This is a genomic window from Ruegeria sp. YTSA226 (genome assembly GCF_059609905.1).
The window spans coordinates 110,299-134,393 of the sequence record NZ_JBXWMQ010000003.1 but is presented as its reverse complement, the minus strand read 5'-3'; the positions used below and the strand labels follow the sequence as shown (position 1 = coordinate 134,393).

The following is a 24,095-nucleotide window of genomic DNA, read 5'->3' as shown; positions in this document are numbered from 1 at the left end:
GGCTTATCCCATGCCCAAATAGGCGCTGAGGGCCGGTTTGTCCGACAATGCGGTGTCCAGCCCCGAGGTCGGGGCGTCTTCGCCAACCATGGCCTCGGCCCCACCATCGCTTTCGGCGATGCGTTTGCGGGCCCCACGGCGATAGCTGAGCCAGATGATCTCATTGGCGTAATCGGCCATGTCAGGGGTAACCTCTCCGGCGGCGGTGCTGTCTGTTCCCGCAAGATGCGAGACCAGAATGTTCAATGTTGGGGTCGCATTCGGATCGGGTGCCGCCGGGCTTTCGGCGCCTGTGGGTAGCGGCGCGTCCAGGACCGCCTGAGCGTTGATGATGCCCGCGCCAAGATCGGTGGCCCCGTTCCAGACGGCTGGCTTGTTCATCCCGTGTTTGGCACAGTGCAACCACATCGCCTGAACGGTTGTTCCTGCATTCTGGGCCTTTTGCAACAGCGCCGCCCGACCGCCGTGATGCGCGACCCAAAGTGCAGCGACACCGCCTGTCATCGAGGTGGCAAGCGTGGTGCCCTGGCTGGCGCGGATACCCGAGTTTGGGTCGGTCGCCTTGTTCTTGGCCGCGCCCCAAACGTTTTCGCCATAGGCCGAAAAGCTGACCTCGGGGCCACGCCCAGTTTTGCGCCAGGGGCGTCTGTCGGGCTGCAGTGCAGCGACCGCTGTGCAGATTTCCAGTGATGCATAGGCGGCGGGAAAGACCACGTTCGGATAACAGTTGCCCGCGGCGCAGACGATGACCAGTCCGGCCTGTACCGCATTGCGCAGCGCCTGTTCGGTTGAAGAGACCCGCACCGGCCCGCCAAGCGCCATCACGATGACATCGGCGTTTTGGTTGACCGCATGAGAGATTGCCGCAGGAATACGCAGCTGTGTCATGTCGATCACCGATTTGATCGCCCGGATTGGCAGAACCTTGGCCGCAGGGGCCGTACCGGTTATCGCCCCCGGCGAGGTGGTATCGCCATTCATATCGGCCCCGCCCCGCGATCCGACGACCGAGGTGACAAGCGTGCCATGACCAGGATGTTTAAGGACGCCGCCTGAAAACCGGTCACGCGCATCCCCGTTCCCTTCGACAAAATTCCACATGCCGTTGGTTTCAATCACGCCCGCCAGTTCGCTATGGTCGGAATAGCCCGTGTCGATCACCGCGACCTTGCTGCCCTGACCCCGGGTGTGCTGCCAGGCCAGCGGTGTCTTGATCCGTTTGTGGTGCCAGCCATAGGGCCGAGAGTTGTCGCGCTTGGTTTCGCAGAAACTGAGAAAGCTTTCCGTACCCACATGTGCAGCCCCGTACAGGCTGTCTGGCAAGACCGGGTTGGCCTCGGCTACGTCCAGCGCCATACGGAGGGCACGGCCAAATGCAAAAACCTCACGCTCTTGGCCTTTTGGATCGATCTCGGGGAATTCAACAAAGAAAAATCGATCCGCATCTGCGTCGAAGACCGCTTGGGTACTGGTGGCAACATCAGGAAGTGCACTACCCACACGTTCTTGAATAGCCGACAACGATTGCGGTGTATCCGAGACCACTTCAATGACTAGCGGATCGCCGTCGAGCGAGACATCGGACCTTGTTAGGGCGTCATATTCCTGCATGGCAAATATCCTTATACAAAAGCAAAAGATGGTGGGGCGCATGGGCCAACGCCGTAAGCGCCAGCGCGGTCAGCAACAGGGTGAATGCGCTGGCGCGGGGGTCGGGGCGAAGAACGGCGCGCTCCGACAGGATGATCACTGTCAAAAAGATCATGACGGCAAAGTCGTGGGTCCCCAGCATGACAAGCATCATCGGCAAGCAAGAGGTGATGCAATCGCGCGCATAGGTCAGCCCAAAGATCAGCACATCGCGGTCGGCACTTGGACCAAAGGCGGCCAGGACCGGACGGCTGTGGCATTTCCTTAATGCGCTGCGTTTTTGCGGGCTGAACTGCCATGCTGCGGCGCACAGGCAAGCCAACGGTGCAAACACGGTTTGGTGCAGAACCGGCGCCAGAAGAAACGCAGCAAGCGCGCCTGCGACCAGCCAGGCCAACAGATATGGCAGAACAAACAGAAGTGCCGCGCGTGATCTTCGATCTGCGAAGCTGCGCTCGCGGACATGTGCGATCTGCGGAACAAGCGTTGGAAGCATCATCGCCAGAACCATCGCCGGCCAATGCAATGAGGGCGCGGGCACCAAAGCAAGCCAAAGCCATGCAAGCGCGGCCACGCCAAGTGTCGTGCGTATTTCGATATCGGCCCGTCCAAACAGGCGAGGGCGATCTATTCCGGTAGCCGACGCCATGGGCGATCAGTCGAAATAAAGGTTTATGCGGCCGATCTCAATGTCTGGCTGCTGTTCTGTTGGGGCGATCTGTTCCAACCCTGGTACTTGGCCAAAGGCCTCGCTGTCATCAAACATCCGTTGAAACCGGATTTGCAACCTGTTGGCGTCGCCTTGGCTCAGCCCCAGTGCAAAGGCCAGCTTTGTGATCTCGTAAGTCACTGCAAGGCCGTTGCCGCCATGTGGGCCGTCCGGGTTGCTTGCCTGTTCAAGGCCAAACGGCGACAAGGTGCCGATAATTGCTGGCGGCAAAGCGTCATCCGGAAGATCCAGCATGACGCGGTAAGATCCGGGCATGCCACGGCCCTTGATCCCCTCAAGATGCAGGTGAACGCGCCGGGTGGTGCCGGGGGCCTCGGCGCCGGAAATCAACGCGACTGAAGTGTCGAGCTTTACGCCGGCAGTGGTCATTGCACCACGCAACTTGACCGGAGCTTCGCTTGCGCCGGCAAGCTCGGGTTCCTTGCCTGCCATGACGAACTCCTCTGCTGGAATGGCGGGTTCTACTGCTGGTGGAACGCCGTCATATTGAAACCCGTGCAGGACGCTTGTGCTGTCCAGCATTTCTTCGCTGTTGAAGGTGAATGCCGCGCCATCGCCATCATGCATCGAGAATGTTTGGCCTGTGCGCCACAGTGGCGAGGGTGGGGCGACATGGCTCGGGTCGGCGTTGCGCCAGACTTCCCATAGCCGATCAATGTTGCAATGGTGCAGCCAGAAAATCGGATCAAAGGCCGCAGTGGCCGGATTTGCCATAAAACCGCCAGAGCCCCCAATCCAAACGTGTATATCGTTATGGGGCGTGCTTTCCAATGCGCCATTGTCCCCACCGCCGGGGTGAAACCCGGTTTGCGGGCCACCAAACCCTGATGAGAAGCCGGGCGTATCATTGGTGAAATCTTCATGATCCAACGCATCCAGCGACACCACGTCGTCCGGAAATCCGAAATCTCCATTCACCACTACACGTCGGCGGGAAAACAGGAAGTTGCGCGTGCCGTCTGACTTGGTCGGCTCACGGAACGCCACAGGAAGGCGGCGCGCATTCGGGTTTTCTGACAGGGGTTGGGAATAGTCCCAATAAGGCAGCGCCCAATCTTGCGGCCCGCCCAGATCGGCGACGGCTTTGCCGACGACGGCCTCAAATGCGGTGATATATCCGCGGTGCCAGGGCAGGAAGAACCAGCTTTGGTGCTGGCATTGGTTCCAGAATTGTCCGGAACCGGGAATGTTCGGAAAATTCTGCGGCTGCCCATGAACTGCGCCCATGAAAAACCACGATGTCGGGTCTTCCAGATCTCGGTCCCAGAGAGCTTCGACAGCACGCTCATACCAGATCAGAGTTTCGTCGTTGGCTGGCAGGGTCCAAACGTTTTTGCGGATTCTTGTGGCCATAACAATACCTCAAACTGCAAATAAATCTTGGAATCTAATAATGCGCCGAGTGTAACACTTGCGTGGTTTTATGTTAACCAAAATGAATCCAAGCCATAGCAGGGTAGGCCTAGACAGGTGTTGACAGTGCCGATGTGCGTTTCCCAGATAAGGTGATTTCAGAGTGACGCGCGGCCTTTCGCTTGCATTCTAAGTCAGAGGCGCCAGTTACTGTTTATTTGTGAATTGGACGGCCGCAGCTGCAGTGGGCACACTTGCCGAGTACCCGAAAACAAGGGTGAATTCGAGTAGCTGTGAAATAATTCTTGCAACCGGTTGCAAAGAGAATCATTGTGGTGTCGAAAAAAGGGATTCGGGGGCGCGGGATGCTAAAAGTAGGATTGCTGGGGGCTGGGCGCATTGGGCGTGTTCACGCGCAGGCTATTGCGGCGCATCCTTACAGTGAACTGAGCGCAGTGTCTGATGCACTGCCCGAAGCTTCGGCGCGTTTGGCTGAGGAATTCGGGGCCAATGCGCGACAGTCACAAGAGATTATTTCCGATCCTTCGATAAATGCAGTGCTGATCGCCACGCCGACGGATACGCATTCCGACCTGATCGAAGCGGCCACCCAAGCCGGGAAAGCGGTATTGTGCGAGAAGCCGGTTGATTTGAGCCTTGAGCGGGCTTTTGCCTGTCAATCCGTTGCAAAAGCCACCGGCCAACCTGTCATGGTCGGTTTCAATCGTCGATTCGACCCGAATTTTGCTGCTTTGAAGGCTGCGTTTGAGGCTGGTGAGGTCGGCAAGGCCGAGTTGTTGTCCATTACATCTTTCGACCCAGCGCCGCCACCGGTGAGCTATGTCAAAGTATCAGGAGGGCTGTTTCGGGACATGATGATTCATGATTTCGACATGGCGAACTTCCTGATGGGTGACCTGCCGGAAGTAATCTCGGCAGTGGGCACATCGGTTGTTGACCCCGAAATCGGTGCCGCAGGTGATGTGGACACGGCGGTCGTGACAATGACTTATGCAGATGGCCGGATCGCTGTGATCAAAAACTCTCGGCGTGCGGCTTATGGGTATGATCAGAGGGTTGAACTGCTGGGATCAGAAGGGATGCTTCAGGCGCAAAATATCCTTGAAAACTCAGTGGTTAAGTCAACTTCGAATGGCGTGACCGGTGCCAAGCCGACTTACTTTTTCCTTGAACGCTACATGTCTGCCTATCGCGCAGAATGGGATGCATTCGTTAGGTCAGTAAATTCTGGATCAGGGGTGCCTGTAACTCTGGACGACGGTGTCGCCGCGCTTGCTATGGCCGAGGCCGCAACCCGTTCTGCGCAGTCCGGACAGCCGATGGTTTTGGCCAAAGTTTTGAAACCGGTTGCAAAATGATCGGATATGCGGAAACTTGGGGCAGCTTCGCCCCGGATCGGGGCGAAGAAGATTCGGTTTAGTCGGAAGATTGGGGCCAAGACCCCAACACACTGTTCAAACGGGAGGAGAAACCATATGAATAATTTCTTTAAAGGCGCACTGGCAGCTGGTGCACTGGCGATGGCCACGCCTGCATTCGCGCAGGAGATCGTCGTTGTGTCTCATGGTCAGGCCAATGACGCCTTCTGGAACGTCGTGAAAAACGGCGTTGAGCAAGCGGGCAAGGATGTTGGCGTGAACGTGGAATACCGCGCACCCGAGACCTTTGACATGGTTGCGATGTCACAGCTGATCGACGCCGCCGTGAACCAGGAACCGGACGGGTTGATTGTCTCGATCCCGGATGCCGATGCGCTTGGCCCGTCAATCGAACGTGCTGTTGCTGCCGGAATTCCGGTGATCTCGATCAACTCGGGTTCGGACGTGTCCAAACAGCTGGGCGCATTGCTGCATGTCGGTCAGGACGAGTTTGATGCGGGCAAGGCCGCAGGCGAAAAGCTGGCTTCGATGGGCGGCGCGAATGCGATCTGTGTGAACCACGAAGTCGGAAACGTGGCGCTTGACCTGCGTTGCGCCGGTTTTGCCGAAGGCTTTGGTGGCAGCGTCGAAGTTCTGCCGACCTCGAACGATCCTTCGGAAATCGAAGCGAAGGTCTCGGCCGCTCTGGCCGCGAATGACGCTGTCGACACAGTCATGGCGCTGGGTGCAAGTTCGGCTGGTGAACCCACGGTAGCGGCTGTGAAGGCATCGGGCCGTGATGTGAACGTGGCCTCGTTCGACCTGTCTGCGAACTTCCTGCAGTCCATCGCCGATGGAGATGCGGCATTTGCCATTGACCAGCAGCAGTATCTGCAGGGCTATCTGTCTGTGAACTTCATGGGCCTGCATGCCAAATACGGTCTGATGCCAGGTGGCAACGTGCCATCGGGTCCGAACCTGATCACACAGGACAAGGCAGCCCAGGTTATCGACCTGTCGGCTCAGGGTATCCGCTGATCCGTTTGGGACAGTGAAAAACAGAAACGGCGCCAGGTGCGCCGTTTCAACCGAATTGGGAGGGAAACATGAGTGAGTCAGCGCCCGTCACTACGGACGAACGCGTAAAGAAAGAACCGTTTCTGACCAAGCTGATGAAACGTCCAGAGCTTGGTGCCATGGCCGGTGTGGTCCTGGTGGTCATTTTCTTCGCGCTCACGGCAGACGATTCCATGTTCACGCTGGCTGGAGTTATGAACTTCATGACGCCCGCGGCACAGTTGGGTATCCTGGCTATCGGAGCGGCGCTGCTGATGATCGGGGGTGAGTTTGACCTGTCGATCGGTTCGATGGTTGCCTTTGCAGGCCTGTTCTTTGGTGTCTGCGTGGTGACTTGGCAGTTACCTCTGATCATTGCGATCCCAATGACATTTGTTTTTGCGGCCTTTGTTGGGGCGGTGAACGGCAATATCGTCATACGGTCGGGTTTGCCTTCTTTTATTGTAACTCTGGCCTTCCTTTTCATTCTGCGCGGTCTCTCACTGGTGGGTCTCAAAGCAGCCACTGGGGGGTCAACCCAGCTGCGTGGCGTGCGCGATGTAGTCGAAAACGACTGGCTGGCCCCGTTCTTCTCGGGCGAAGCTTTTGCCGGTTTGTTTGCCTGGCTGGCTGCAAACGGATTGATCGACACATTCAAAAACGGGGCGCCGAAAGTACCGGGCATTCCGGTCGAGATTTTGTGGTTTATCGTTCTGGCCCTAGCGGCGACCTATGTTTTGCTGCGGACCCCAGCTGGAAACTGGATTTTTGCCGCCGGTGGCGACAGTAATGCGGCGTCGAATTCTGGTGTGCCGGTGAGCCGTATCAAAGTGTCTTTGTTCATGCTAACCGCCTGCTGCGCGGCGCTGGTTGCAATCATCACCGTGATCGACGCAGGATCGACCGATGCGCGCCGTGGCTTCCAGAAAGAGTTTGAGGCCATCATTGCGGCGGTGATCGGGGGCTGTCTGCTGACCGGCGGCTATGGATCGGCCATCGGGGCGTTCTTTGGCGCGATCATCTTTGGCATGGTGGTCATCGGGCTGACTTACACGGATTTCGATCAGGACTGGTTCCAGGTGTTCCTGGGCGCAATGCTTCTGATCGCGGTATTGTTCAACAACGCCATCCGCAAACGCGTAACCGGGGAGCGCTGATATGACTGAAGACAGCAAGTTCCATCACGGGGATGCGGTAAAGGATGTCGCGCCGATCGTGCAAATGAAGAATATCGAAAAGCACTTTGGTAACATTATTGCCCTGGCAGGCGTCAGCTTTGACGTCAGGCCTGGCGAATGCCACTGCCTGCTGGGCGACAACGGTGCCGGAAAGTCGACCTTCATCAAGACCATGTCCGGAGTTCACAAACCCACCAAGGGCGAGATCTTTTTCGAAGGCAAACCGCTGCAGTTTGACACGCCACGCGATGCGATGGAGGCGGGCATTGCGACCGTGTTTCAGGATCTGGCGATGATCCCGCTGATGAGTGTGACGCGGAATTTCTTCATGGGTCGCGAACCGACTAAGGGCAAGGGATTGCTGAAACGGTTCGATATCGACCAGGCCAATGAGGTCTGTATGGCCGAGATGCGCAAGATGGGTATCAATCTGCGCGGGCCGGATCAGGCCGTTGGAACCCTGTCAGGGGGCGAGCGTCAGACGGTTGCCATTGCCCGGGCGGTTTACTTCGGGGCCAAGGTTTTGATCCTTGATGAGCCGACCTCGGCACTTGGGGTACGTCAGACATCGAATGTTTTGGCAACCATCGACAAGGTGCGTAATCAGGGCGTGGGTGTGGTGTTTATCAGCCATAACGTGCGCCATGCGCTGGCAGTGGGTGATCGCTTTACCGTGCTCAATCGTGGCAAGACGCTGGGCACGGCCACACGTGGAGAGATCACACCCGAGGAATTGCAGGACCTGATGGCCGGAGGTCAGGAAATGGCCCAGCTGGAAGGCTCTTTGGGCGGAACGGTTTAACCGTTCCCCCGTCTGGGCCACAGGCCCGCTAATTTCGAAATTGCAGGAATGGCCGAGATGGCCTTGTGTTGAAAGGTATCACTATGGGCAACACAGTCCGACTGACCGCAGCGCAAGCTTTGGTGCGCTATCTGGGCGCGCAGATGAACGAAGCGGGCGAGCCCTTTATCGCCGGTGTCTGGGCCATTTTTGGCCATGGCAATGTGGCCGGGCTGGGCGAAGCGCTGCACGGCGCGAAAGACAGCCTGCCAACCTATCGCGGGCAAAATGAACAGACAATGGCACATTGCGCGATTGCCTATGCCAAGCAGACGCGGCGGATGCGGGCGATGGCGGTGACCTCATCCATTGGACCGGGGGCGACCAATATGGTCACCGCGGCGGCGTTGGCGCATGTGAATAGGTTGCCGGTTCTGATTATCCCCGGCGATGTGTTTGCCACCCGCGGGCCTGACCCTGTGTTGCAACAGATCGAAAGCTTTGGTGATGGTACGGTTAGTGCCAATGACTGTTTTCGCCCGGTCAGCCGGTACTATGATCGCATCTCGCGGCCTGAACATCTGTTGACGGCCTTGCCTCGTGCCTTTCGCACCATGACCGATCCGGCCGATTGCGGGCCTGTGACGTTGGCCTTTTGCCAGGATGTTCAGGCCGAAGCCTATGACTATCCCGAGAGTTTCTTCGAGCCGAGGGTCTGGTATCAGCGCCGCATTCGCCCGGATGAGGCGGAGTTGGCCCGTGCGGTGGCTGCGATCAGATCAGCCAAACGTCCCGTTATCGTTTCCGGAGGTGGCGTGCATTACTCCGGAGCGACGGATGTGCTGCAGAGCTTTGTGGAATCCCACAATATCCCGATCACCGAGACGCAGGCCGGGAAATCGGCGCTGGCCTGGGATCATCCGTTGAACCTTGGCCCGGTTGGTGTAACCGGTGGTGAACCGGCCAACGCCACCTGCGCCGAGGCCGATCTGGTGCTTGCTGTTGGGACGCGGTTGCAGGACTTTACCACCGGGTCCTGGGGGCTGTTTTCCAATCCGAACCGCGAGATGATCTGCCTGAACACAGCCGCCTATGACGTCGAAAAACACGGCGCATTGCCGCTGCAAAGCGATGCGCGTGTCGGGTTAGAAGAACTTGGCGAAGCCTTGCACGGCTTCCGGGCCGACCCGGTGGCGGACACGCTGAAGGCAGATTGGTTTGGCAAGGTGGATGCACTGACCGACGCGCCCGGTGATGGAAACGCGTTGCCTACGGATATGCAGGTGGTGGGTGCAGTGCAACGCGCCTCGGACAATAACACGGTAGTCATGTGCGCCGCGGGCACGATGCCAGGTGAGCTGCACAAGCTGTGGAAAGCACCCCGCCCAGGTGCCTATCACATGGAATACGGATTCAGTTGCATGGGCTATGAAATCGCCGGTGCAATGGGCATCAAGATGGCCCAGCCTGATCGCGACGTCATCTGCTTTACCGGTGACGGCACCTATATGATGGCGAACTCCGAAATGGCGACGGCAGCGATGATGGGCATCTCCTTTACTGTCGTCGTGACCGACAATCGTGGGTTTGGCTGCATCAACCGCCTGCAAATGGGCACCGGCGGGGCCGAGTTTAACAATCTGCTGGATCATGCGGTGCACGAAACGCCCTCGGCCATAGACTTCGCTGCGCATGCGGCGGCGATGGGGGCGACCTCGGTCAAGGTGGGCTCGATCGTTGAGCTGGAGCAGGCATTGGCCAAACGTGGCGAAGTCACCGGCCCCTATGTGGTCGTCATAGACACCGATCCGTACCCGTCGACCGAATATGGCGGCACCTGGTGGGAAGTGGCCGTGCCCGAGGTCAGCATCCGCCCGGAAGTGAATGAAAAGCGCGCTGCCTATGAGGTTGCCATCAAAGAAAGAAACACGAAATGAGCGTGAAGATCGGCATCTCTCCGATTGCCTGGCAGAACGATGATCTGCCGGACCTGACCGCGGCTTACACGATGGAACAGGCCCTGAAAGAGGCGCGCGAGATCGGCTATACCGGCGTCGAACGCGGTCAGCGGATGCCCGGCGATACCGAAGGTCTGCGCGCCTATCTCGACACCAATGATATCGTCCTGTGTGGCGGTTGGTGTTCTGGGGCTTCTCTGGTTAACGATTTTGCCACCGAGCGCGAGGCCGTGCGCGCGCAGGTCGAACAATTCGTAGCGCTCGACAGCCCGTGCATCGTCTATGCCGAATGTTCGAACACCGTGCAGGGGCAGATCGGGGTCGCGGTTAATGACCGGGTGAAACTGTCCCGGGATGAGGTGTTGGCCTATGCCGCCAAAATCACCGAGCTGGCCAAATGGATGGCTGATCAGGGCATGCCGATGGCCTATCACCACCACATGGGCACGATTATCGAAAGCGAAGAGGATGTGAACTGGTTGATGGAAGGGTCGGGCCCCGAGGTTGGCTTGTGCTTTGATACCGGCCACTTGCTGTTTGGTGGGGGCAATGTAATGGCGACGCTCAATCGGTGGGGCGACCGGGTGCGCCATGTGCATTTCAAGGACATCCGCCCGGCCGTTGTCCAGGATGTGCGCGAGAATAACCGCAGTTTCCTGGATGCTGTCGTCGCGGGCGCGTTCACCGTGCCTGGCGATGGTTGCATTGATTTTCAAGCCGTGGCGAATGCGTTGAAATCTATGGGTTATAGCGGCTGGATCGTGGTCGAGGCCGAACAGGACCCCGCCAAGGCCCCACCCCAAGAGTATTCCAAGATGGGTTACGACCACATTGTCGATGTCTGCGCTCAGGCAAGATTGGAGATCACCAACTAACAAACCGCCCCAAGGGGCAACACCAAGGCCATGAAGAAGGAGAAAATCATGGTAAGTCAAAGAATTGGATATGTCGGGTATTTTGACCGGGAATCCTGTGATCTGGACGAATTCAAGGTGTTGACCTCTCGGAAACTGACCTCGGACATGGTTCCGCAGGCCGCGATGATCGAAAAGAACGTCCCCGTCTATGACATGAATGCCCTGCGTCCCGCGCTGGAAGATACAGGGCAACGGCGCGCTTTGATGGCGGAATGGGGCCATGTGCTGAACCAATCCGCCGGGGTGATCGCGCTGAAATGGGCCTATCAGGATCTGTCGGTGATCGACCGGGCGACCGAGGTTTTTCGGCAGATCATCGACGAGGAACGCCAAAGCGGCGAAGGCGAGGGTGATCATTTTGCCGCCTCGGGAGCGAATGACCGGATCTGGAATGCGCTGCAAAAGCACTGCCTGCGCGATCCGGAAGGTTTCTCAAAATACTTCGGCAACGCTGCTGTTGCCACCGTCTGCGAGGCATGGCTGGGGCCGAACTATCAGGTCACGGCTCAGGTCAATCAGGTCCGCCCCGGCGGCAAGGCACAGCAGGCGCATAGGGACTACCATCTGGGCTTTCAGACCGCTGAAAGCGCTGCCCGGTATCCGGTGCATGCACATCTGCTGACGGCGGCGCTGACCTTGCAGGGGGCAGTGGCCCATTGTGACATGCCGGTGGAAAGCGGGCCCACCAAACTGTTGCCGTTTTCACAGCTATATCCAGCCGGATATATTGGCTTTCACGACCCCGCGCACAGGGACTACTTTGAGAAGAGCTATATTCAGGTGCCGTTGAACAAAGGCGACGCGGTGTTCTTCAACCCCGCACTGTTTCACTCGGCCGGCGAGAACCGCAGCACGGATATCGACCGTATGGCGAACTTGTTGCAGATCTCATCCGCTTTTGGTCGTGCGATGGAGGCCATCGACCGCCGGTCCATGGCGCTGGCCATGCTGCCGTCACTGGTGGCCCTGAAGCAAAGCGGCGAGCTGACTGGGTCCGAGCTGGACGCGGCCATCGCGGCGACGGCCGAAGGCTATCCGTTTCCGACAAATCTGGACACAGATCCCCCGATTGGCGGCAATGCTCCGGAAAGCCAGGCGGATATCTTGCGGCGTGCGGTCGCCGAAGAATGGACGCCAGAGCAACTGACCTCGGCACTTTCGGCGTTGAAAACCCGACAATCCGCCTGACGTTACGAACCGGGCCGGTGCGCCCAGAAAGGAGGCCCCATGGCCAACCTGCTCAGGAAACCACGCGGCCCCTATGGCAAGGTGCATGACATCACCCCTGCCTCTGCGGGATGGCGCTATGTCGGGTTCGGTCTTTACCACCTACGCGCAGGCGACAGGGCGACCGAAGAAACCGGTGACAATGAGGTCATACTGGTCATGGTCGAGGGCAAGGCGCATATCACCGGGGCCGGGCAGGATTGGGGTGTGCTGGGTGACCGCATGGATGTCTTTGAAAAGACGCCGCCGCATTGTCTGTACCTGCCCAACGGAACCGATTGGCAGGCCGTGGCGGAAACCGATTGTGTTGTGGCCGTGTGTTCGGCCCCCGGCACAGGTGGCCACCCGGCGCGACGGATCGGGCCGGGTGGCATCACACTGACCGAACGCGGGAAGGGTGTGAATACCCGCTATATCAACAATATCGCGATGGAGGCCGAAGACGTCGCTGACAGCCTGCTGGTGACCGAGGTCTTCACGCCCAATGGCCACTGGTCCTCCTACCCCAGCCATCGCCATGATGAGGATGACTTTCCTCGCATAACCTATCTGGAAGAGACCTATTACCACCGTCTGAACCCCTCGAACGGGTTCGGCATTCAAAGAGTCTATACCGATGATGGCGATCTGGACGAGGCTATGGCTGTGTCGGATGGCGATGTCGTGATCGTCCCGCGCGGGCATCATCCCTGCGGTGCGCCCTATGGGTTTGAGATGTACTACCTGAACGTCATGGCCGGCCCATTGCGGAAATGGCGCTTTGTTGCCGCCCCCGAAGTTGAATGGATCATGGAGCGTGACGCATGAGCGCGAATTTTGCGAATTATCCCGGTCTTGCGGGAAAAACAGTTTTTATCACCGGCGGGGCCGGTGGGATCGGCGCCGAAACGGTTCGCGCCTTTGCCGCCCAGGGGGCCAGGGTCGGGTTTGTTGATCTGAACGCAGATGCGGGCCAAGCGCTGCTGGCAGAACTGGATGGGCAGCATGCCTTTGCCCAATGCGATTTGCGCGACATTGAGGCATTGCAGGCCGCCTTCGAGCGGCTTGTCGCCGCGCTGGGCGAGGCGGATGTTCTGGTCAACAACGCTGCCCATGACGAACGCCACGACTGGCGCGAGGTAACGCCGGAGTATTGGGATGACCGAATGGCAACCAATATCCGCCATATGTTCTTTGCCATCCAGTCGGTGGCCCCGGGCATGATCGCTAAGGGCAAGGGGGCCATCGTCAACCTAGGCTCGAATTCCTGGTGGGAATGCGGGGCGGGGTTCCCGGCCTATGCCACCGCCAAATCTGCCGTTCATGGCCTGACCCGCACCATGGCGCGCGAGCTGGGCGACCATCGCATCAGGGTGAACACGGTAGTTCCGGGCTGGATCATGACGGAGAGGCAAAAAGAGTTATGGGTGACACCCGAGGCGCTGGCCAAGCAGGTGGATCGTCAATGTCTGCCGGACCCGATTGAGCCGGTCTATGTGGCGCGCATGGTCCTGTTTCTGGCCTCGGACGACGCGGCCATGTGCAGCGCGGGGAACTTCATGGTCGAAGGCGGCTCGATCTGAGGTGATGCCGCTTGGCGATGCGCTCCCGGTCGACTGGTAGCATGACGACCTAGCGCTGCGGCGGGGCGCCAAAGGCACGGATCACGGTGCGGGCAGCAGCCTCAACCGGGTCGTGCGTTTCCTTCAGGATCGTGACGCGGTCAAACCGTTCAGGATCACGATTGACGGCTTCACGCATGGCATTTCCGAATGCCATACGCAGCTCGGTTCCTATGTTGAACTTGCAGATCGAGGTCTCGCGCGCCAGCTTCATACGCTGCTCTACCGGCACACCGGACCCGCCATGAATGACCAAAGGCACTTCGGTCACGGCATCGATTTCGGCGATACGCGCCTCATCCAGGCCACCTTCTTTGTTTTGCTGCAAGTGAACATTGCCAACCGAAATCGCCATCGCGTCGACGCCGCTTTCGCGTGCAAACTTCGCGGCTTCCTCGGGGTCGGTGCCATTTGAGCCTTCGCCACCGGAATACCCCACAAAGCCGATCTCCCCCTCGCATGAAATCCCTGCTGCATGGGCCATTTCGGCAATGGCCGCGGTCTCATCGATGTTTTGCTGCAGTGGCTTGCGCGACCCGTCGAACATCAGCGAGGTAAAGCCGCTGTCCAACGCGATTTTGCAGTCCTCGAACGTGTACCCATGGTCCAGGTGGGCGACGACGGGGACAGAGGCGTTTTCGGCCAGATAGCGGAACATCTTTCCCAGAATGGGCAGGGGTGTGTGCTCGCGACAACTGGGACCGGCCTGCAGGATCACGGGCGCGTTTTCGGCTTCGGCTGCGGCCACATAGGCGCGCATGTCTTCCCAGCCCAGGGTCACCAGACCACCGACGGCATAGCCCTGATCATAGGCAGGTTGCAGAACGTCTTTCAGTGTGGCGAGGGTCATTTGAATTTTGCAATCATGTCTTTGATGCCCGGTATGGTTTCGATCTGATAGGCATGGGTGGGTTGGAAATACTGGACTAGCGAGCGTTGGGTCAGGCCGCCGAGGATCGTGAAATAATACATCTCATACCCCGGCAGGACGCAGCAGGGGTGATAACCCTTGTCGATACAGACGGTCGATCCGTCCATGATATGATAGGCGTCGCCCGGTTCGTTATCCTCGCGCTGCAGCATCTGCAGGCCAGAGCCCCAGTTGGGTTTGAAACGGAAATTATAGGTCTCGTCATGGCGGGTCTCATCCGGCAGGCGGTTGGTATCGTGTTTGTGGCTGGGAAATCCCGACCAGCCGCCCTGACCCACGGTGAACAGCTCACTCACCAGCAGACGGCCCACCTTGTCATGCTGTTTCTGGCCCAGGATGTGCTTGATCTTGCGGTGGGTTTTGGTGTCGTCGCTGCCGTATTGCACCAGATCGTGCTGGCGGACATCGAACGGGTCCAGCACCTTGTCGTATCTGGCGCCCGCGATGAAGACTTCGGTGTGGTCCGAGGCGCAGACGATCTGTACCTTGGCGCCAACGGGTGCATAAACGCCCTCTGGCTCTCCATCCCAGACATCCTCTCCTCGGTTGCCCAGCATGGCAAATTGCACGCCTTCGACATCCACATCGACCGTACCTGTGGCCGGGACGATGCAGGTCTCATACCCCGGCACTTGATATTCGAACGCCTCGCCCTGTTTCAGTTTGACGATGTTGAAATAGTTCAGGGGCACCATTGGGTCATCGGCATCCACGATGGGTTTGTTCTGGTTCTCATAGGGGGCGATATGCATTGGGATCTCCTATGCCGTGGGGCCGGGATGGGTGGCCAGAAACGTGTCCAGCTGTTCGGTGGTCGGCATTGCAGGCGCGCAGCCGGGTTGAGACACGACGATCGAGGCGCAGGCCGAACCGCGCATCACCGCGTCCTTCAGCGAGTACCCCGCTGCAACCGAGGCCAGTAACCCGGCCATGAAACTGTCACCTGCGCCATTCGGCTTGACGGCAGTCACCGGATAGATGCCTGTCTGAAATTCCTGCCCGTCCATCAGCGTGATGGCGCCTTTTTCACCCATTTTATAGATCACCACGCGGCCTGGTTTGGCCGCCAGTTCCTGCGCCTTGGCAAACCCTTTGTTTATCCCGCCCGCCATGAAACCGAATTCTTCGTCATTGCCTACGATCAGATCACTGGCGTCACCGGCGCGGGACAGGACCTCGGACGCGACTTCGGTTGAGGGCCAACTGTAAGGGCGATAGTCTATGTCAAATATTACGGGCACACCGGCCTTACGGGCCGTGTCGATGGCCCGGAATGTGGCGCTGCGCGAAGGCTCGGCCGCAAAGACGGTTCCGGCCGAGATCACAGCCGAGAAGGAGTTGAAATCGACCTGGTCCATATCCTCTTCGGTGACTTGGAAATCGACTGCGCCATTGCGGTAGATGACATTCTGGAAATCTTCTGTCCGGCTTTCGTAGATTGCCAGCGACATGCGGTATTCGCCCCTTACAACCCGTATGTTGGACGTATCGACGCCGTAATGCGCCAGCCGATTCAGGCAGAACCGCGCGACCGCGTCGTCAGATACCGAGGTGATCAGCGACGCTCGACTGCCCAGCTTGACCAGACCCACGCATATATTTGCCGATGAACCGCCCAGATCGGCCCGGAACGCGTCGGCATCCTCACTTTTCTCGCCGATGGGATCGGCAAACAGGTCCATGCCCGCACGACCCAAGACGCCAAAGCGGTTTCCTTTGATACCGTCCATCAAAGCGGTCAAGTCATTTCCTCCGGCGAAAAGGGTCGGCAAGGTGTGTTGATCCTTGCGTTGAATCGATTCACACGATACTGATTTTGCAACCGGTTGCAAATGATATGTGCGAGGCCGCGGCAGATGCCTGAAATTGGAATTGGAATTGTTGGCGGCGGCTATATGGGCAAGGCCCACTCCGTCGCGATGTCAGCGGTAGGTGCGGTGTTCGACACCGCGCTGCGGCCGCGACTTGAGGTGATCTGTGCCTCGACATCTGCAAGCGCGGAAGTCTATCGCGCCGCCTACGGGTTCCAGCGCGCCGCCGATGACTGGCGCATGTTGGTCGAGGATCCAAAGGTCGAGGCCATTGTGATCGCCTCACCTCAGTCGACACACCGTCAAATCGCTGAGGCGGCGTTTGCTCTTGGTAAACCGGTGCTGTGCGAAAAACCCTTGGGGGCGTCCTTGGACGACAGCCGCGCGATGGTGGCGGCAGCCGAGGCCACAGGTGCAATCAACATGGTTGGGTTCAACTATATCCGCACCCCCGCCAGCCAATATGCGCGTCAGCTTATTGCTGAAGGGGAAATCGGTCAGGTCACATGGTTCCGTGGCGAACATACTGAGGATTTCTATGCCGACCCCGAGGCCCCGGCAACCTGGCGCACAACGGGAATGGCCAATGGAACCATCGGCGATCTTGCTCCGCATATGGTGAATGGTGCGTTGGCGCTGATCGGGCCGATCACTCAGGTTATGGCCGATGTGGAGACGGTGCACCGGCATCGCCCCGGCGGCGAAGTTACCAATGATGATCACGCGCAGATGATGTGCCGTTTTGAAAACGGGGTCATGGGAAACCTTTATTTCAGCCGCGTCGCAACGGGTCGCAAGATGGGTTACGCCTATGAGATCTCGGGTACCAAAGGTGCGATCCGGTTCGATCAAGAGGATCAGAACGCCCTGTGGCTGTATCGCCGCGAAGGCCCCGAGGCCACGCGCGGGTTCACCAAGATCCTGACCGGCCCCGCACATCCGGATTACGAACCTTTTTGCCAGGGTCCGGGGCACGGCACAGGTTATCAGGATCAGATCATTATCGAGGCCAAGGATTTCCTGCAGGCCATCCATTCCGGACAGAATACCTGGCCCACCTTCCGCGATGGGCACGAGGTGAACCGCGTTCTGGCGGCTGCATTGGCATCGTCAGACGGGCGGCAATGGACAGATATCAGCGATTTCTGAAAGCTCACCACCCAATTTCCAAAGAGAGACTAAGACCATGACAAAGCTGAAATGGGGCATGATCGGTGGCGGTGAAGGCAGCCAGATTGGCCCTGCGCACCGCCTTGGCGCACAGGCCGATGGGCTGTTTGAGTTCGCTGCCGGAGCGTTGGACCACCGCCCCGACGTGGGACGTGAATATGCACAGCGTTTGGGCGTTGCAACTGATCGCGCCTATGGCAACTGGCAAGAGATGCTAGCCGGTGAAAAAGACCGTAGCGACCGCATCGATCTGGTTACCATCGCGACACCGAACTCGACCCATTTTGAAATTGCCAAGGCCTATCTCGAGGCGGGTTTTAACGTTCTGTGCGAAAAGCCGATGACGATGACCGTGGACGAAGGCGAAGAGATCGTGCGCATCGCCGAAGCATCGGGCAAGCTATGCGCCGTGAATTATTGCTATTCGGCTTATCCGATGGTGCGCCAGGCACGTGCAATGGTGAGGGTCGGGGATATCGGCAAGGTGCGTCTGGTCGTGACGAATTTCAGCCACGGCCACCACGGGGATGCCACTGACGCCGACAATCCACGCGTGCGCTGGCGGTATGATCCGGCGATGGCCGGTGTCTCGGGGCAGTTCGCGGATTGCGGTATACACGCGCTGCATATGGCCAGCTTCATTTGCGATGATGAGGTCACGTCGCTGTCCGCCGACATGGCCTCGACCATCTCAAGCCGCGTGCTGGAGGATGATGCCATGGTCAACTTCCGGACAGAGCGTGGCACCGTCGGGCGCTTGTGGACTTCGTCCGTTGCGATCGGGCGCCAACATGGGTTCGACATTCAGGTCTTCGGTGAAACCGGCGGTCTGCGCTGGACCTCGGAACAGCCCAACCAGTTGCTCTATACACCGGTCGGCGGCCGCACACAGATCATTGAAAAGGGCGAAGGTGGCTTGTACGAGGACGCCCAGCGCCTGTCGCGGGTGGCCATCGCACATCCTGAAGGGTTTCCCTTGGCTGTGGCCAACATCTATTGCGATCTGGCCGATGCCATTCGTGGCGAAACCCGCGACGGGTTGCCAGGCGCAGCGGATGGGGTGCGGTCTATCGCAGCGGTCCATGCTGCCGTTGCGTCGGGCAATGAAGACGGAGCCTGGAAGGATGCGCGCCCCCCTATGTTCCGCTGACTAGGCGCGGGGGCGCAGCGTGCCCCTTTCGACTACGCGGCAGGGGAAAATGCGGGCCTCGGGATAACGCTCGGGGTCTTTCAGCATTTCTTCCACCAGATCCACAGACGAGGTGATGATTTGCTTGATCGGTTGGTGGATGGTTGTCAGATTTACGCTTTCCCAACGCGACATCTCCATGTCATTCAGGCCGATGATCCCGATATCCTTGCCCGGTTTAAGCCCGTGATCCGACAGGGCGGACAGCGCACCGACGGACAGAATGTCATCGCCGCAGAAATAGCTTTCGGCTGGTTGACCCTTTAGCAGATCCAGCATTTCCGCGCGCCCCGCCTCAAATGAATAGGCCCCGGCGAAAGAGTATGTGACCTCAAGACCAGGGTGCTTTTCGGCCTCTTCCATAAAGCCCTGATAGCGATCCATGGCCGAGGTCGCATCCTTTGGCCCGCCCAGATATCCAACACGCCGATAGCCCCGCGCCTGCAGCTCGCGGGCTGCCATGCGACCACATTCGACATTGTCGATCCCGACGACATGTACCTCTGGTGAGGTCGCCGAGCGCCCGAACGTATGCACAACCGGAACACCGGCATCGTGAAACGCCTTGGCGAAACTTGGCGGCAGGGTCGAAGAGGCCACGATGGCAGCGTCAACAGAATACTGGCGCAGCATCCGAACGGAATTGGCAGGCTCGGTCTCATCGGTCAGGTTCACGATCAACGGGCGCAAACCGCGTTCCTGCAAGGCGCGCGTGAATTGATCGAAGACTTCAAGGAAAATCGGGTTGTGAAAGTTGTTCGAGATCAACCCAATCAGTTTTGTCCGCCCCGTGGTCAGGGACGAGGCCAGGGCGTTTGGGCTGTAACCCAGTTCCGCCGCGGCCTTTTCCACCTTGCTTCGGGTTTTTGCCGAAACCGAGGCACCCTCGGTAAAGGTGCGCGACACGGCAGAGCGCGACACCCCGGCCAGAGCTGCGACGTCTTTTAGGGTGACGCTCATGTTTCGTACCTGCAGAAGAAAGGTGGGATGACAGACATTTTCATGTCGTGATACTAAGCCAGTTAGTCTGGTGGCTGCAATCGGTTGCAAATGATTGCTCGTTTGACGCGGGGCCCGGTTTATTGACCCCGAGCAGCTTCTCACCAATCGATTCTTTCTGACGGGAGATCAGGTAAATCTGCCGTCGCGCACCGTAAATCGGTCCGCGATTTGACACATTTCCGCCCAAAATGATCGAAAATTCGCCCTAAGCGGGAATTTCTTTTCGTTTGTGGGGAGGTTTCGGCACCGCCTCATCAGTAACGATTTAGTTAACGGGGGTGTGTTCCTCGTGTCAGTGCGGGATTTCGCACTTTGGTAAAACAGTCTGGAGTTCAAGTAATGTTGAATGGAATTCGCAAAGTATTTCTGAAGCTACGCAAAGACGAGAGTGGCGCCACCCTGGTTGAATATGGCATCGCGCTGTTTGTTGCGATTGTCGTCGGCGGGACAATTCTGACCAATTTGGCTGGCACGACCAGCAGCAACTTTAGTGATGCAAACTCGGCAGCCCAGCGGACAACGCCTTAAGCTGCGCGCCAATTTCCTAAGTGAAAAAAACCTGACTTCCCATTCGCAAGCGTGGGGCGTCAGTTTCCTACCAGACCACCTTTGATTTGCATAAGCGGTCTGTTTGGCCATTCAGGCCCAATTAAGTAATTATCCTGAGTTTTCCCGGGAATTGGAGGATACCATGCGTATTAAATCATTTTTGATGACTTTCCTGGGAATAGGTTTGGCGGGTGGCGCAGTCATTCTGGCGCAGGATCAGATCCGACGGAATCAGTCAGCGGGTGAACCAACCATAGTTCGTGTTGTGGCCGTGGCCGAAGATATCGCGTTCGGAACGCCGATCGAAGGGCACAAGCTGACGACCATTGATTGGCCTACTGCATCTGTGCCTGCAGGTGTTTTTACAAGCTTTGATGATGTCCTGCCTGCCGCCGGCATAGAACCTCGCCGGGCCAAGCGCGCTTTGGCGCAGGGCGAAATTCTTTTAACCTCGAAAGTTTCCGATTTTGGTGAAAAAGTGACAATCGTTCAGACGATTGGCGAGAATAACCGCGCGATGGCGATCAATGTCGACGCGCAGACAGGGGTAGGCGGATTTGTTACGCCTGGCGACTTTGTCGACATTGTTCTGACCCGCGGCACCAATGATACACTGCGTGCAGTGACGATCCTGCAGAATATCCGGGTCATCGGCGTGGACCAAACCGCGGATGAAGAGCTTGACCAACCGGGCATTGCCCGCACGGTTACGATCGAGGTCACCCCGGATGAAGGTCAGAAGTTGGCTCTGGCGCAGAAGGCCGGGCAGCTCAGCCTTTCTCTGCGGTCTCTGCAAACAGAAGAGGATAAGCCGCTGGAAGCGGTTCGCCTCAGCGACATCCTCCTTGAAAAATCACCGCTAGAAGAGGGCACGCCCAGGCCGATTGTGAAAGTTCGCCGTGGGGCAACCGACGTTCAGGAAATTCAGGTCTTTGGTAACACCAGTGCAACAACTGAGCCGGTGAACTGAGTTCAGGTTGGTCTTTCGAGGGAGGTTGATATGACTTCGCTACGCAAAATCAGGGACAAAGAAGACGGCACAATTCTGGTATTTGTCGGCATGTTCATGGTCGTCATGATCGGAATGGCTGCACTGACTTTTGATCTGGGGCGTATCGCCTCTACCCAAACTGACCTGCAAGCCTATACCGACCACGTGGCGCTTGCCGCCGCAGGAGAGCTGGATGGCAATGCTGACGCCATCACCCGTGCAACAGCTGCGGCATCCGGCATGATCGACGACGAACAGTTTTTCGCGGATGGCAGCCAAAGCCTTGGAACTTCTGCGGATTTTTCGCTTCGCTTTCTGACTGGATTGCCTGCTCCGGCGGCAGACCCAGACGATAACGACTCGGTTACGCCCTTTGTGACGACAGACCCGGCGCGTGCCGTTTTGGTCGAGGTGACCGCGACACCACGGACTGTTTTCCTGCCTTTTGGCCGATCGCTGGCCAGCTTGTTGGGCGTCGCCAATCCGTCCGGAGAGGTGAATTCAGTCTCGATCGCTGGGTATTCAGCATATGCCTGTGACGTAACGCCGTTGATGTTCTGCATCCCGTCGGGCTGGACCTCCAGCGCCAATATCGGCGCTTCCATCAAATTGCGTACTGGCGGCAACAACTCGGCCTGGGGGCCGGGGAATTTCGGATTTCTGGATCCAACGGATATCGGGATCAATCCAAACGGGCCATGCGCCGGTCTGACTGGCTCAAAGCTGTATATCTGCCTCATTGCTGCGAATGGGAACCTGACCAAATGCGTGTCCCAGCGCGGTGTCGACACCGAACCCGGTCAGCGGAATGGGATTGGCAGCGCGATCTACAATTCGCGGTTCGATATGTTCCAGGCGACCATGAACCAACTGAAGAACGATCCAGATTATGCGCCGGGTCCAAATGTGATTTCAGGCTGGGACCATACTGGTGGGGGATGTTTGAACAACAATCCGACGCTGTCGACCAATACTATTCCAATGCCGCCGGATGATTGCTTTGACCCGGTGAGTGGTCTTTGCAATGGCAGCCGTTTTGGCGATGGCAACTGGACGTCAGGGCAAGCAGCTTACAACCTTATGAATTATGGCGTTGGACCGGACGGTACGCTGACACCGCACGCGCAGGGTGCACCGACAGGAAACACCCGGTATCAGGTATATCTGGATGAGGTCAGCCGGGCCGGGTCAGGCGATATCGTCACCGGACGGGACGAGACCGGCCGCGCCCAATGTTCAAGCCAGCCCAGCACCGACCCCGACCGCCGGACATTTATCGCCGCAGCGATTGACTGCACCGCGAACCCGGTTTCCGGGCGGGCCACCGATGTGCCGGTGAAAGAATTCGTAAAAGTCTTTCTGTTTCAGCCACTTGAAGAGTCCACAGGTTCGGATTTTGACATCTTCGTCGAGGTGGTCAAACAGGTTGGCGGCGGAGTTGGTGGCAGTGCCGTTGATGGCATTTTCCGCGATGTCGTGAGGCTGTACCGATGAAGCCGCTGGGTCGCTTCCTCTCACGCTTTCAGCGCTGCGAGTCTGGCGCGCCGATGGTCGAGTTCGCCATGGTTCTGCCGGTTATCTTGCTGTTCTTTGTTGTGATCATCGAGGGCAGCCGGATCACCTGGATACATCAGGCGACATCTGCCGGCGTACGGGATGCGTCACGCATGATCGCTCGCATCGCACCGCTGGATCTATGCAGCGCGGGCGGCGTCGCAAGCTATGATGCAATGGCCACAGATATTGTCGCCAACCGACTGGGCGGTGGGGCGCATTTGCCGGTCGGAACAACGCTGGTGGATGTAACCCCGACCTGCATATCGCGGTCTGGCAGCTATCGTATTGACCCGACCTCAGTGGTCGAAGTGACCGCGAAAATCCAGATTGATTTTATCCTGGGCAATGTTCTGGGCCTGTTCGGCGGGGCTGTTAGCACGCTTGACACGGTGATTTCGGATCAGAGCCGGGTGTTCGGCGTATGACCCGGGTGTCGCATATCCTGCGGACCTTCCGGCGTCAGGAGCGTGGCGCCGCCCTGGTCGAATTGGGGATGGTCATTCCACTGTTCCTGTTGCTGATGTTCGGCATTGTGGATTATGGCCGGTTGTTCTGGTCGACAACCATGGCGCAGAAGGCGATGCAAAAAGCATCCAGGCTGGCAACTCTTGGGCCTCCGCTTTGCGGTGCGTTGCCGACCGAGCACACGCTGGCAAGCGGCGCTCCTACAAGTACGAAATTTGGGGTGCTCTGCCGCAGTGGCAATGTCTGTGCCGTGCCTGCCCTGCCTGCGCCCTGCCCTTTGAATACCGCGACGGATTACGGCGCACGTGTCTGGAATGATATCCGCATGTTGCTGCCACCGGGAACGACTGCCGCCAACGTACAGATCGGATATTCGCATGACGCGCGCCTTGGATTTTTAGGGGGGCCATATACGCCGGTCGTTACCGCCGAACTTGTTAACGTAAACTTTAACTTCATGATGCCAATCGCCGGTCTGGCCGCTCTTGCGTCGAACGGCACAACACCTGCGTCAAATACCCCCAACAGTATTTCTCTTCCCGCGATGAGCACATCGGTTCCCGCCGAAGATCTGGCGGCCGGGGCGAGTGAGTAAGGAGA

The 24,095-nt window shown here is 58.2% G+C and carries 23 protein-coding genes; 16 read left to right on the top strand and 7 right to left on the bottom strand.

What is annotated here, in order from left to right; genetic code table 11:
* Nucleotides 1–3: 3 nt before the first annotated feature.
* The 3 genes from AC2FFF_RS05625 to AC2FFF_RS05615 are packed head-to-tail and all read right to left on the bottom strand — an operon-like array spanning nt 4 to nt 3,733.
* Complete coding sequence (locus AC2FFF_RS05625; protein WP_281972481.1) at nt 4–1,611, bottom strand: S8 family peptidase; 1,608 nt, start codon at nt 1,609–1,611, stop codon at nt 4–6.
* Entirely contained in the window at nt 1,598–2,299 is a 702-nt protein-coding gene (locus tag AC2FFF_RS05620) for a copper chaperone (protein WP_281972480.1), read from the bottom strand. Before AC2FFF_RS05620 ends, AC2FFF_RS05625 begins: the two co-directional genes overlap by 14 nt.
* Nucleotides 2,300–2,305: 6 nt before the next feature.
* The gene (locus tag AC2FFF_RS05615) at nt 2,306–3,733 is read right to left on the bottom strand and encodes a tyrosinase family protein (protein WP_281972479.1); all 1,428 of its coding nucleotides are present in this window, start codon (nt 3,731–3,733) and stop codon (nt 2,306–2,308) included.
* 365 nt (nt 3,734–4,098) lie between these two features.
* On the opposite strand from AC2FFF_RS05615, the gene iolG reads away from it, so the two are divergent.
* From iolG to AC2FFF_RS05570, 9 genes are all read left to right on the top strand, one after another.
* Nucleotides 4,099–5,112 carry an inositol 2-dehydrogenase gene (gene iolG, locus AC2FFF_RS05610; protein WP_281972478.1) on the top strand — a complete coding sequence of 338 codons (1,014 nt, stop codon included), beginning with the start codon at nt 4,099–4,101 and terminating at the stop codon, nt 5,110–5,112.
* 117 nt (nt 5,113–5,229) lie between these two features.
* Entirely contained in the window at nt 5,230–6,150 is a 921-nt protein-coding gene (locus AC2FFF_RS05605; RefSeq protein ID WP_142635704.1) for a sugar ABC transporter substrate-binding protein, read from the top strand.
* A 68-nt stretch (nt 6,151–6,218) separates the two neighbouring features.
* Nucleotides 6,219–7,325, top strand: a complete 1,107-nt coding sequence (locus tag AC2FFF_RS05600) for an ABC transporter permease (protein WP_142635706.1) — start codon at nt 6,219–6,221, stop codon at nt 7,323–7,325.
* Nucleotide 7,326: 1 nt separating this feature from the next.
* Nucleotides 7,327–8,148, top strand: a complete 822-nt coding sequence (locus tag AC2FFF_RS05595; RefSeq protein ID WP_142635708.1) for an ATP-binding cassette domain-containing protein — start codon at nt 7,327–7,329, stop codon at nt 8,146–8,148.
* Nucleotides 8,149–8,231: 83 nt separating this feature from the next.
* Complete coding sequence (gene iolD / locus AC2FFF_RS05590) at nt 8,232–10,064, top strand: 3D-(3,5/4)-trihydroxycyclohexane-1,2-dione acylhydrolase (decyclizing) (RefSeq protein ID WP_496882900.1); 1,833 nt, start codon at nt 8,232–8,234, stop codon at nt 10,062–10,064.
* A complete protein-coding gene (iolE, locus tag AC2FFF_RS05585) occupies nt 10,061–10,960 on the top strand; it encodes a myo-inosose-2 dehydratase (protein ID WP_142635712.1) in 900 nt (299 codons plus the stop codon). The genes iolD and iolE overlap by 4 nt, the downstream gene beginning before the upstream one ends.
* Before the next feature lie 48 nt (nt 10,961–11,008).
* Nucleotides 11,009–12,190: a phytanoyl-CoA dioxygenase family protein gene (locus AC2FFF_RS05580; RefSeq protein WP_281972476.1), complete on the top strand. Its 1,182-nt coding sequence runs from the start codon at nt 11,009–11,011 to the stop codon at nt 12,188–12,190.
* Between the two features lie 39 nt (nt 12,191–12,229).
* Complete coding sequence (gene iolB / locus AC2FFF_RS05575; protein WP_281972475.1) at nt 12,230–13,036, top strand: 5-deoxy-glucuronate isomerase; 807 nt, start codon at nt 12,230–12,232, stop codon at nt 13,034–13,036.
* Nucleotides 13,033–13,791: an SDR family NAD(P)-dependent oxidoreductase gene (locus AC2FFF_RS05570; RefSeq protein ID WP_142635718.1), complete on the top strand. Its 759-nt coding sequence runs from the start codon at nt 13,033–13,035 to the stop codon at nt 13,789–13,791. Before iolB ends, AC2FFF_RS05570 begins: the two co-directional genes overlap by 4 nt.
* A gap of 49 nt (nt 13,792–13,840) precedes the next feature.
* Here AC2FFF_RS05570 and AC2FFF_RS05565 read toward each other — a convergent pair whose 3' ends face one another.
* The 3 genes from AC2FFF_RS05565 to iolC are packed head-to-tail and all read right to left on the bottom strand — an operon-like array spanning nt 13,841 to nt 16,491.
* Entirely contained in the window at nt 13,841–14,680 is an 840-nt protein-coding gene (locus AC2FFF_RS05565) for a class II fructose-bisphosphate aldolase (protein WP_281995348.1), read from the bottom strand.
* Nucleotides 14,677–15,513 (bottom strand): 5-deoxy-glucuronate isomerase, encoded by an 837-nt coding sequence (locus AC2FFF_RS05560; protein ID WP_142635722.1) that lies wholly within the window; start codon nt 15,511–15,513, stop codon nt 14,677–14,679. The genes AC2FFF_RS05565 and AC2FFF_RS05560 overlap by 4 nt, the downstream gene beginning before the upstream one ends.
* Nucleotides 15,514–15,522: 9 nt before the next feature.
* Nucleotides 15,523–16,491, bottom strand: a complete 969-nt coding sequence (gene iolC / locus AC2FFF_RS05555) for a 5-dehydro-2-deoxygluconokinase (protein WP_142635968.1) — start codon at nt 16,489–16,491, stop codon at nt 15,523–15,525.
* 126 nt (nt 16,492–16,617) lie between these two features.
* Between iolC and AC2FFF_RS05550 the strand changes: the two genes are divergently transcribed.
* Both AC2FFF_RS05550 and AC2FFF_RS05545 read left to right on the top strand, forming a co-directional pair.
* A complete protein-coding gene (locus tag AC2FFF_RS05550; protein ID WP_496710383.1) occupies nt 16,618–17,721 on the top strand; it encodes a Gfo/Idh/MocA family protein in 1,104 nt (367 codons plus the stop codon).
* A 37-nt stretch (nt 17,722–17,758) separates the two neighbouring features.
* Nucleotides 17,759–18,892 carry a Gfo/Idh/MocA family protein gene (locus tag AC2FFF_RS05545; RefSeq protein WP_271948257.1) on the top strand — a complete coding sequence of 378 codons (1,134 nt, stop codon included), beginning with the start codon at nt 17,759–17,761 and terminating at the stop codon, nt 18,890–18,892.
* On the opposite strand, the gene AC2FFF_RS05540 is transcribed toward AC2FFF_RS05545, so the two are convergent.
* A complete protein-coding gene (locus AC2FFF_RS05540; protein WP_281972472.1) occupies nt 18,893–19,891 on the bottom strand; it encodes a LacI family DNA-binding transcriptional regulator in 999 nt (332 codons plus the stop codon).
* Nucleotides 19,892–20,272: 381 nt separating this feature from the next.
* On the opposite strand from AC2FFF_RS05540, the gene AC2FFF_RS05535 reads away from it, so the two are divergent.
* The 5 genes from AC2FFF_RS05535 to AC2FFF_RS05515 all read left to right on the top strand — a co-directional run bounded on the left by AC2FFF_RS05535 (nt 20,273) and on the right by AC2FFF_RS05515 (nt 24,090).
* The gene (locus tag AC2FFF_RS05535) at nt 20,273–20,461 is read left to right on the top strand and encodes a Flp family type IVb pilin (RefSeq protein ID WP_281972471.1); all 189 of its coding nucleotides are present in this window, start codon (nt 20,273–20,275) and stop codon (nt 20,459–20,461) included.
* A gap of 163 nt (nt 20,462–20,624) precedes the next feature.
* Nucleotides 20,625–21,452 carry a Flp pilus assembly protein CpaB gene (cpaB, locus tag AC2FFF_RS05530; protein ID WP_142635731.1) on the top strand — a complete coding sequence of 276 codons (828 nt, stop codon included), beginning with the start codon at nt 20,625–20,627 and terminating at the stop codon, nt 21,450–21,452.
* Nucleotides 21,453–21,482: 30 nt separating this feature from the next.
* On the top strand, nt 21,483–22,967 hold the full coding sequence (locus AC2FFF_RS05525) for a pilus assembly protein TadG-related protein (protein ID WP_271948252.1): 1,485 nt from the start codon (nt 21,483–21,485) through the stop codon (nt 22,965–22,967).
* On the top strand, nt 22,964–23,455 hold the full coding sequence (locus AC2FFF_RS05520; RefSeq protein WP_271948250.1) for a TadE/TadG family type IV pilus assembly protein: 492 nt from the start codon (nt 22,964–22,966) through the stop codon (nt 23,453–23,455). The genes AC2FFF_RS05525 and AC2FFF_RS05520 overlap by 4 nt, the downstream gene beginning before the upstream one ends.
* Nucleotides 23,452–24,090, top strand: coding sequence for a TadE/TadG family type IV pilus assembly protein (locus AC2FFF_RS05515; RefSeq protein WP_142635737.1), 639 nt, complete (start codon nt 23,452–23,454; stop codon nt 24,088–24,090). The genes AC2FFF_RS05520 and AC2FFF_RS05515 overlap by 4 nt, the downstream gene beginning before the upstream one ends.
* The last annotated feature ends 5 nt before the right edge of the window (nt 24,091–24,095 follow it).

Excerpts from the sequence above, each read along its gene's own strand:
- iolG (WP_281972478.1), top strand. The coding sequence starts at position 4,099 with ATGCTAAAAGTAGGATTGCTGGGGGCTGGGCGCATTGGGCGTGTTCAC.
- AC2FFF_RS05625 (WP_281972481.1), bottom strand. The coding sequence starts at position 1,611 with ATGCAGGAATATGACGCCCTAACAAGGTCCGATGTCTCGCTCGACGGC.
- AC2FFF_RS05570 (WP_142635718.1), top strand. The coding sequence starts at position 13,033 with ATGAGCGCGAATTTTGCGAATTATCCCGGTCTTGCGGGAAAAACAGTT.
- AC2FFF_RS05615 (WP_281972479.1), bottom strand. The coding sequence starts at position 3,733 with ATGGCCACAAGAATCCGCAAAAACGTTTGGACCCTGCCAGCCAACGAC.
- AC2FFF_RS05535 (WP_281972471.1), top strand. The coding sequence starts at position 20,273 with ATGTTGAATGGAATTCGCAAAGTATTTCTGAAGCTACGCAAAGACGAG.
- AC2FFF_RS05565 (WP_281995348.1), bottom strand. The coding sequence starts at position 14,680 with ATGACCCTCGCCACACTGAAAGACGTTCTGCAACCTGCCTATGATCAG.
- AC2FFF_RS05620 (WP_281972480.1), bottom strand. The coding sequence starts at position 2,299 with ATGGCGTCGGCTACCGGAATAGATCGCCCTCGCCTGTTTGGACGGGCC.
- AC2FFF_RS05540 (WP_281972472.1), bottom strand. The coding sequence starts at position 19,891 with ATGAGCGTCACCCTAAAAGACGTCGCAGCTCTGGCCGGGGTGTCGCGC.
- iolD (WP_496882900.1), top strand. The coding sequence starts at position 8,232 with ATGGGCAACACAGTCCGACTGACCGCAGCGCAAGCTTTGGTGCGCTAT.
- AC2FFF_RS05550 (WP_496710383.1), top strand. The coding sequence starts at position 16,618 with ATGCCTGAAATTGGAATTGGAATTGTTGGCGGCGGCTATATGGGCAAG.
- iolC (WP_142635968.1), bottom strand. The coding sequence starts at position 16,491 with ATGGACGGTATCAAAGGAAACCGCTTTGGCGTCTTGGGTCGTGCGGGC.
- AC2FFF_RS05545 (WP_271948257.1), top strand. The coding sequence starts at position 17,759 with ATGACAAAGCTGAAATGGGGCATGATCGGTGGCGGTGAAGGCAGCCAG.
- AC2FFF_RS05595 (WP_142635708.1), top strand. The coding sequence starts at position 7,327 with ATGACTGAAGACAGCAAGTTCCATCACGGGGATGCGGTAAAGGATGTC.
- AC2FFF_RS05515 (WP_142635737.1), top strand. The coding sequence starts at position 23,452 with ATGACCCGGGTGTCGCATATCCTGCGGACCTTCCGGCGTCAGGAGCGT.
- iolE (WP_142635712.1), top strand. The coding sequence starts at position 10,061 with ATGAGCGTGAAGATCGGCATCTCTCCGATTGCCTGGCAGAACGATGAT.
- AC2FFF_RS05525 (WP_271948252.1), top strand. The coding sequence starts at position 21,483 with ATGACTTCGCTACGCAAAATCAGGGACAAAGAAGACGGCACAATTCTG.
- AC2FFF_RS05580 (WP_281972476.1), top strand. The coding sequence starts at position 11,009 with ATGGTAAGTCAAAGAATTGGATATGTCGGGTATTTTGACCGGGAATCC.
- iolB (WP_281972475.1), top strand. The coding sequence starts at position 12,230 with ATGGCCAACCTGCTCAGGAAACCACGCGGCCCCTATGGCAAGGTGCAT.
- AC2FFF_RS05605 (WP_142635704.1), top strand. The coding sequence starts at position 5,230 with ATGAATAATTTCTTTAAAGGCGCACTGGCAGCTGGTGCACTGGCGATG.
- cpaB (WP_142635731.1), top strand. The coding sequence starts at position 20,625 with ATGCGTATTAAATCATTTTTGATGACTTTCCTGGGAATAGGTTTGGCG.
- AC2FFF_RS05600 (WP_142635706.1), top strand. The coding sequence starts at position 6,219 with ATGAGTGAGTCAGCGCCCGTCACTACGGACGAACGCGTAAAGAAAGAA.
- AC2FFF_RS05520 (WP_271948250.1), top strand. The coding sequence starts at position 22,964 with ATGAAGCCGCTGGGTCGCTTCCTCTCACGCTTTCAGCGCTGCGAGTCT.
- AC2FFF_RS05560 (WP_142635722.1), bottom strand. The coding sequence starts at position 15,513 with ATGCATATCGCCCCCTATGAGAACCAGAACAAACCCATCGTGGATGCC.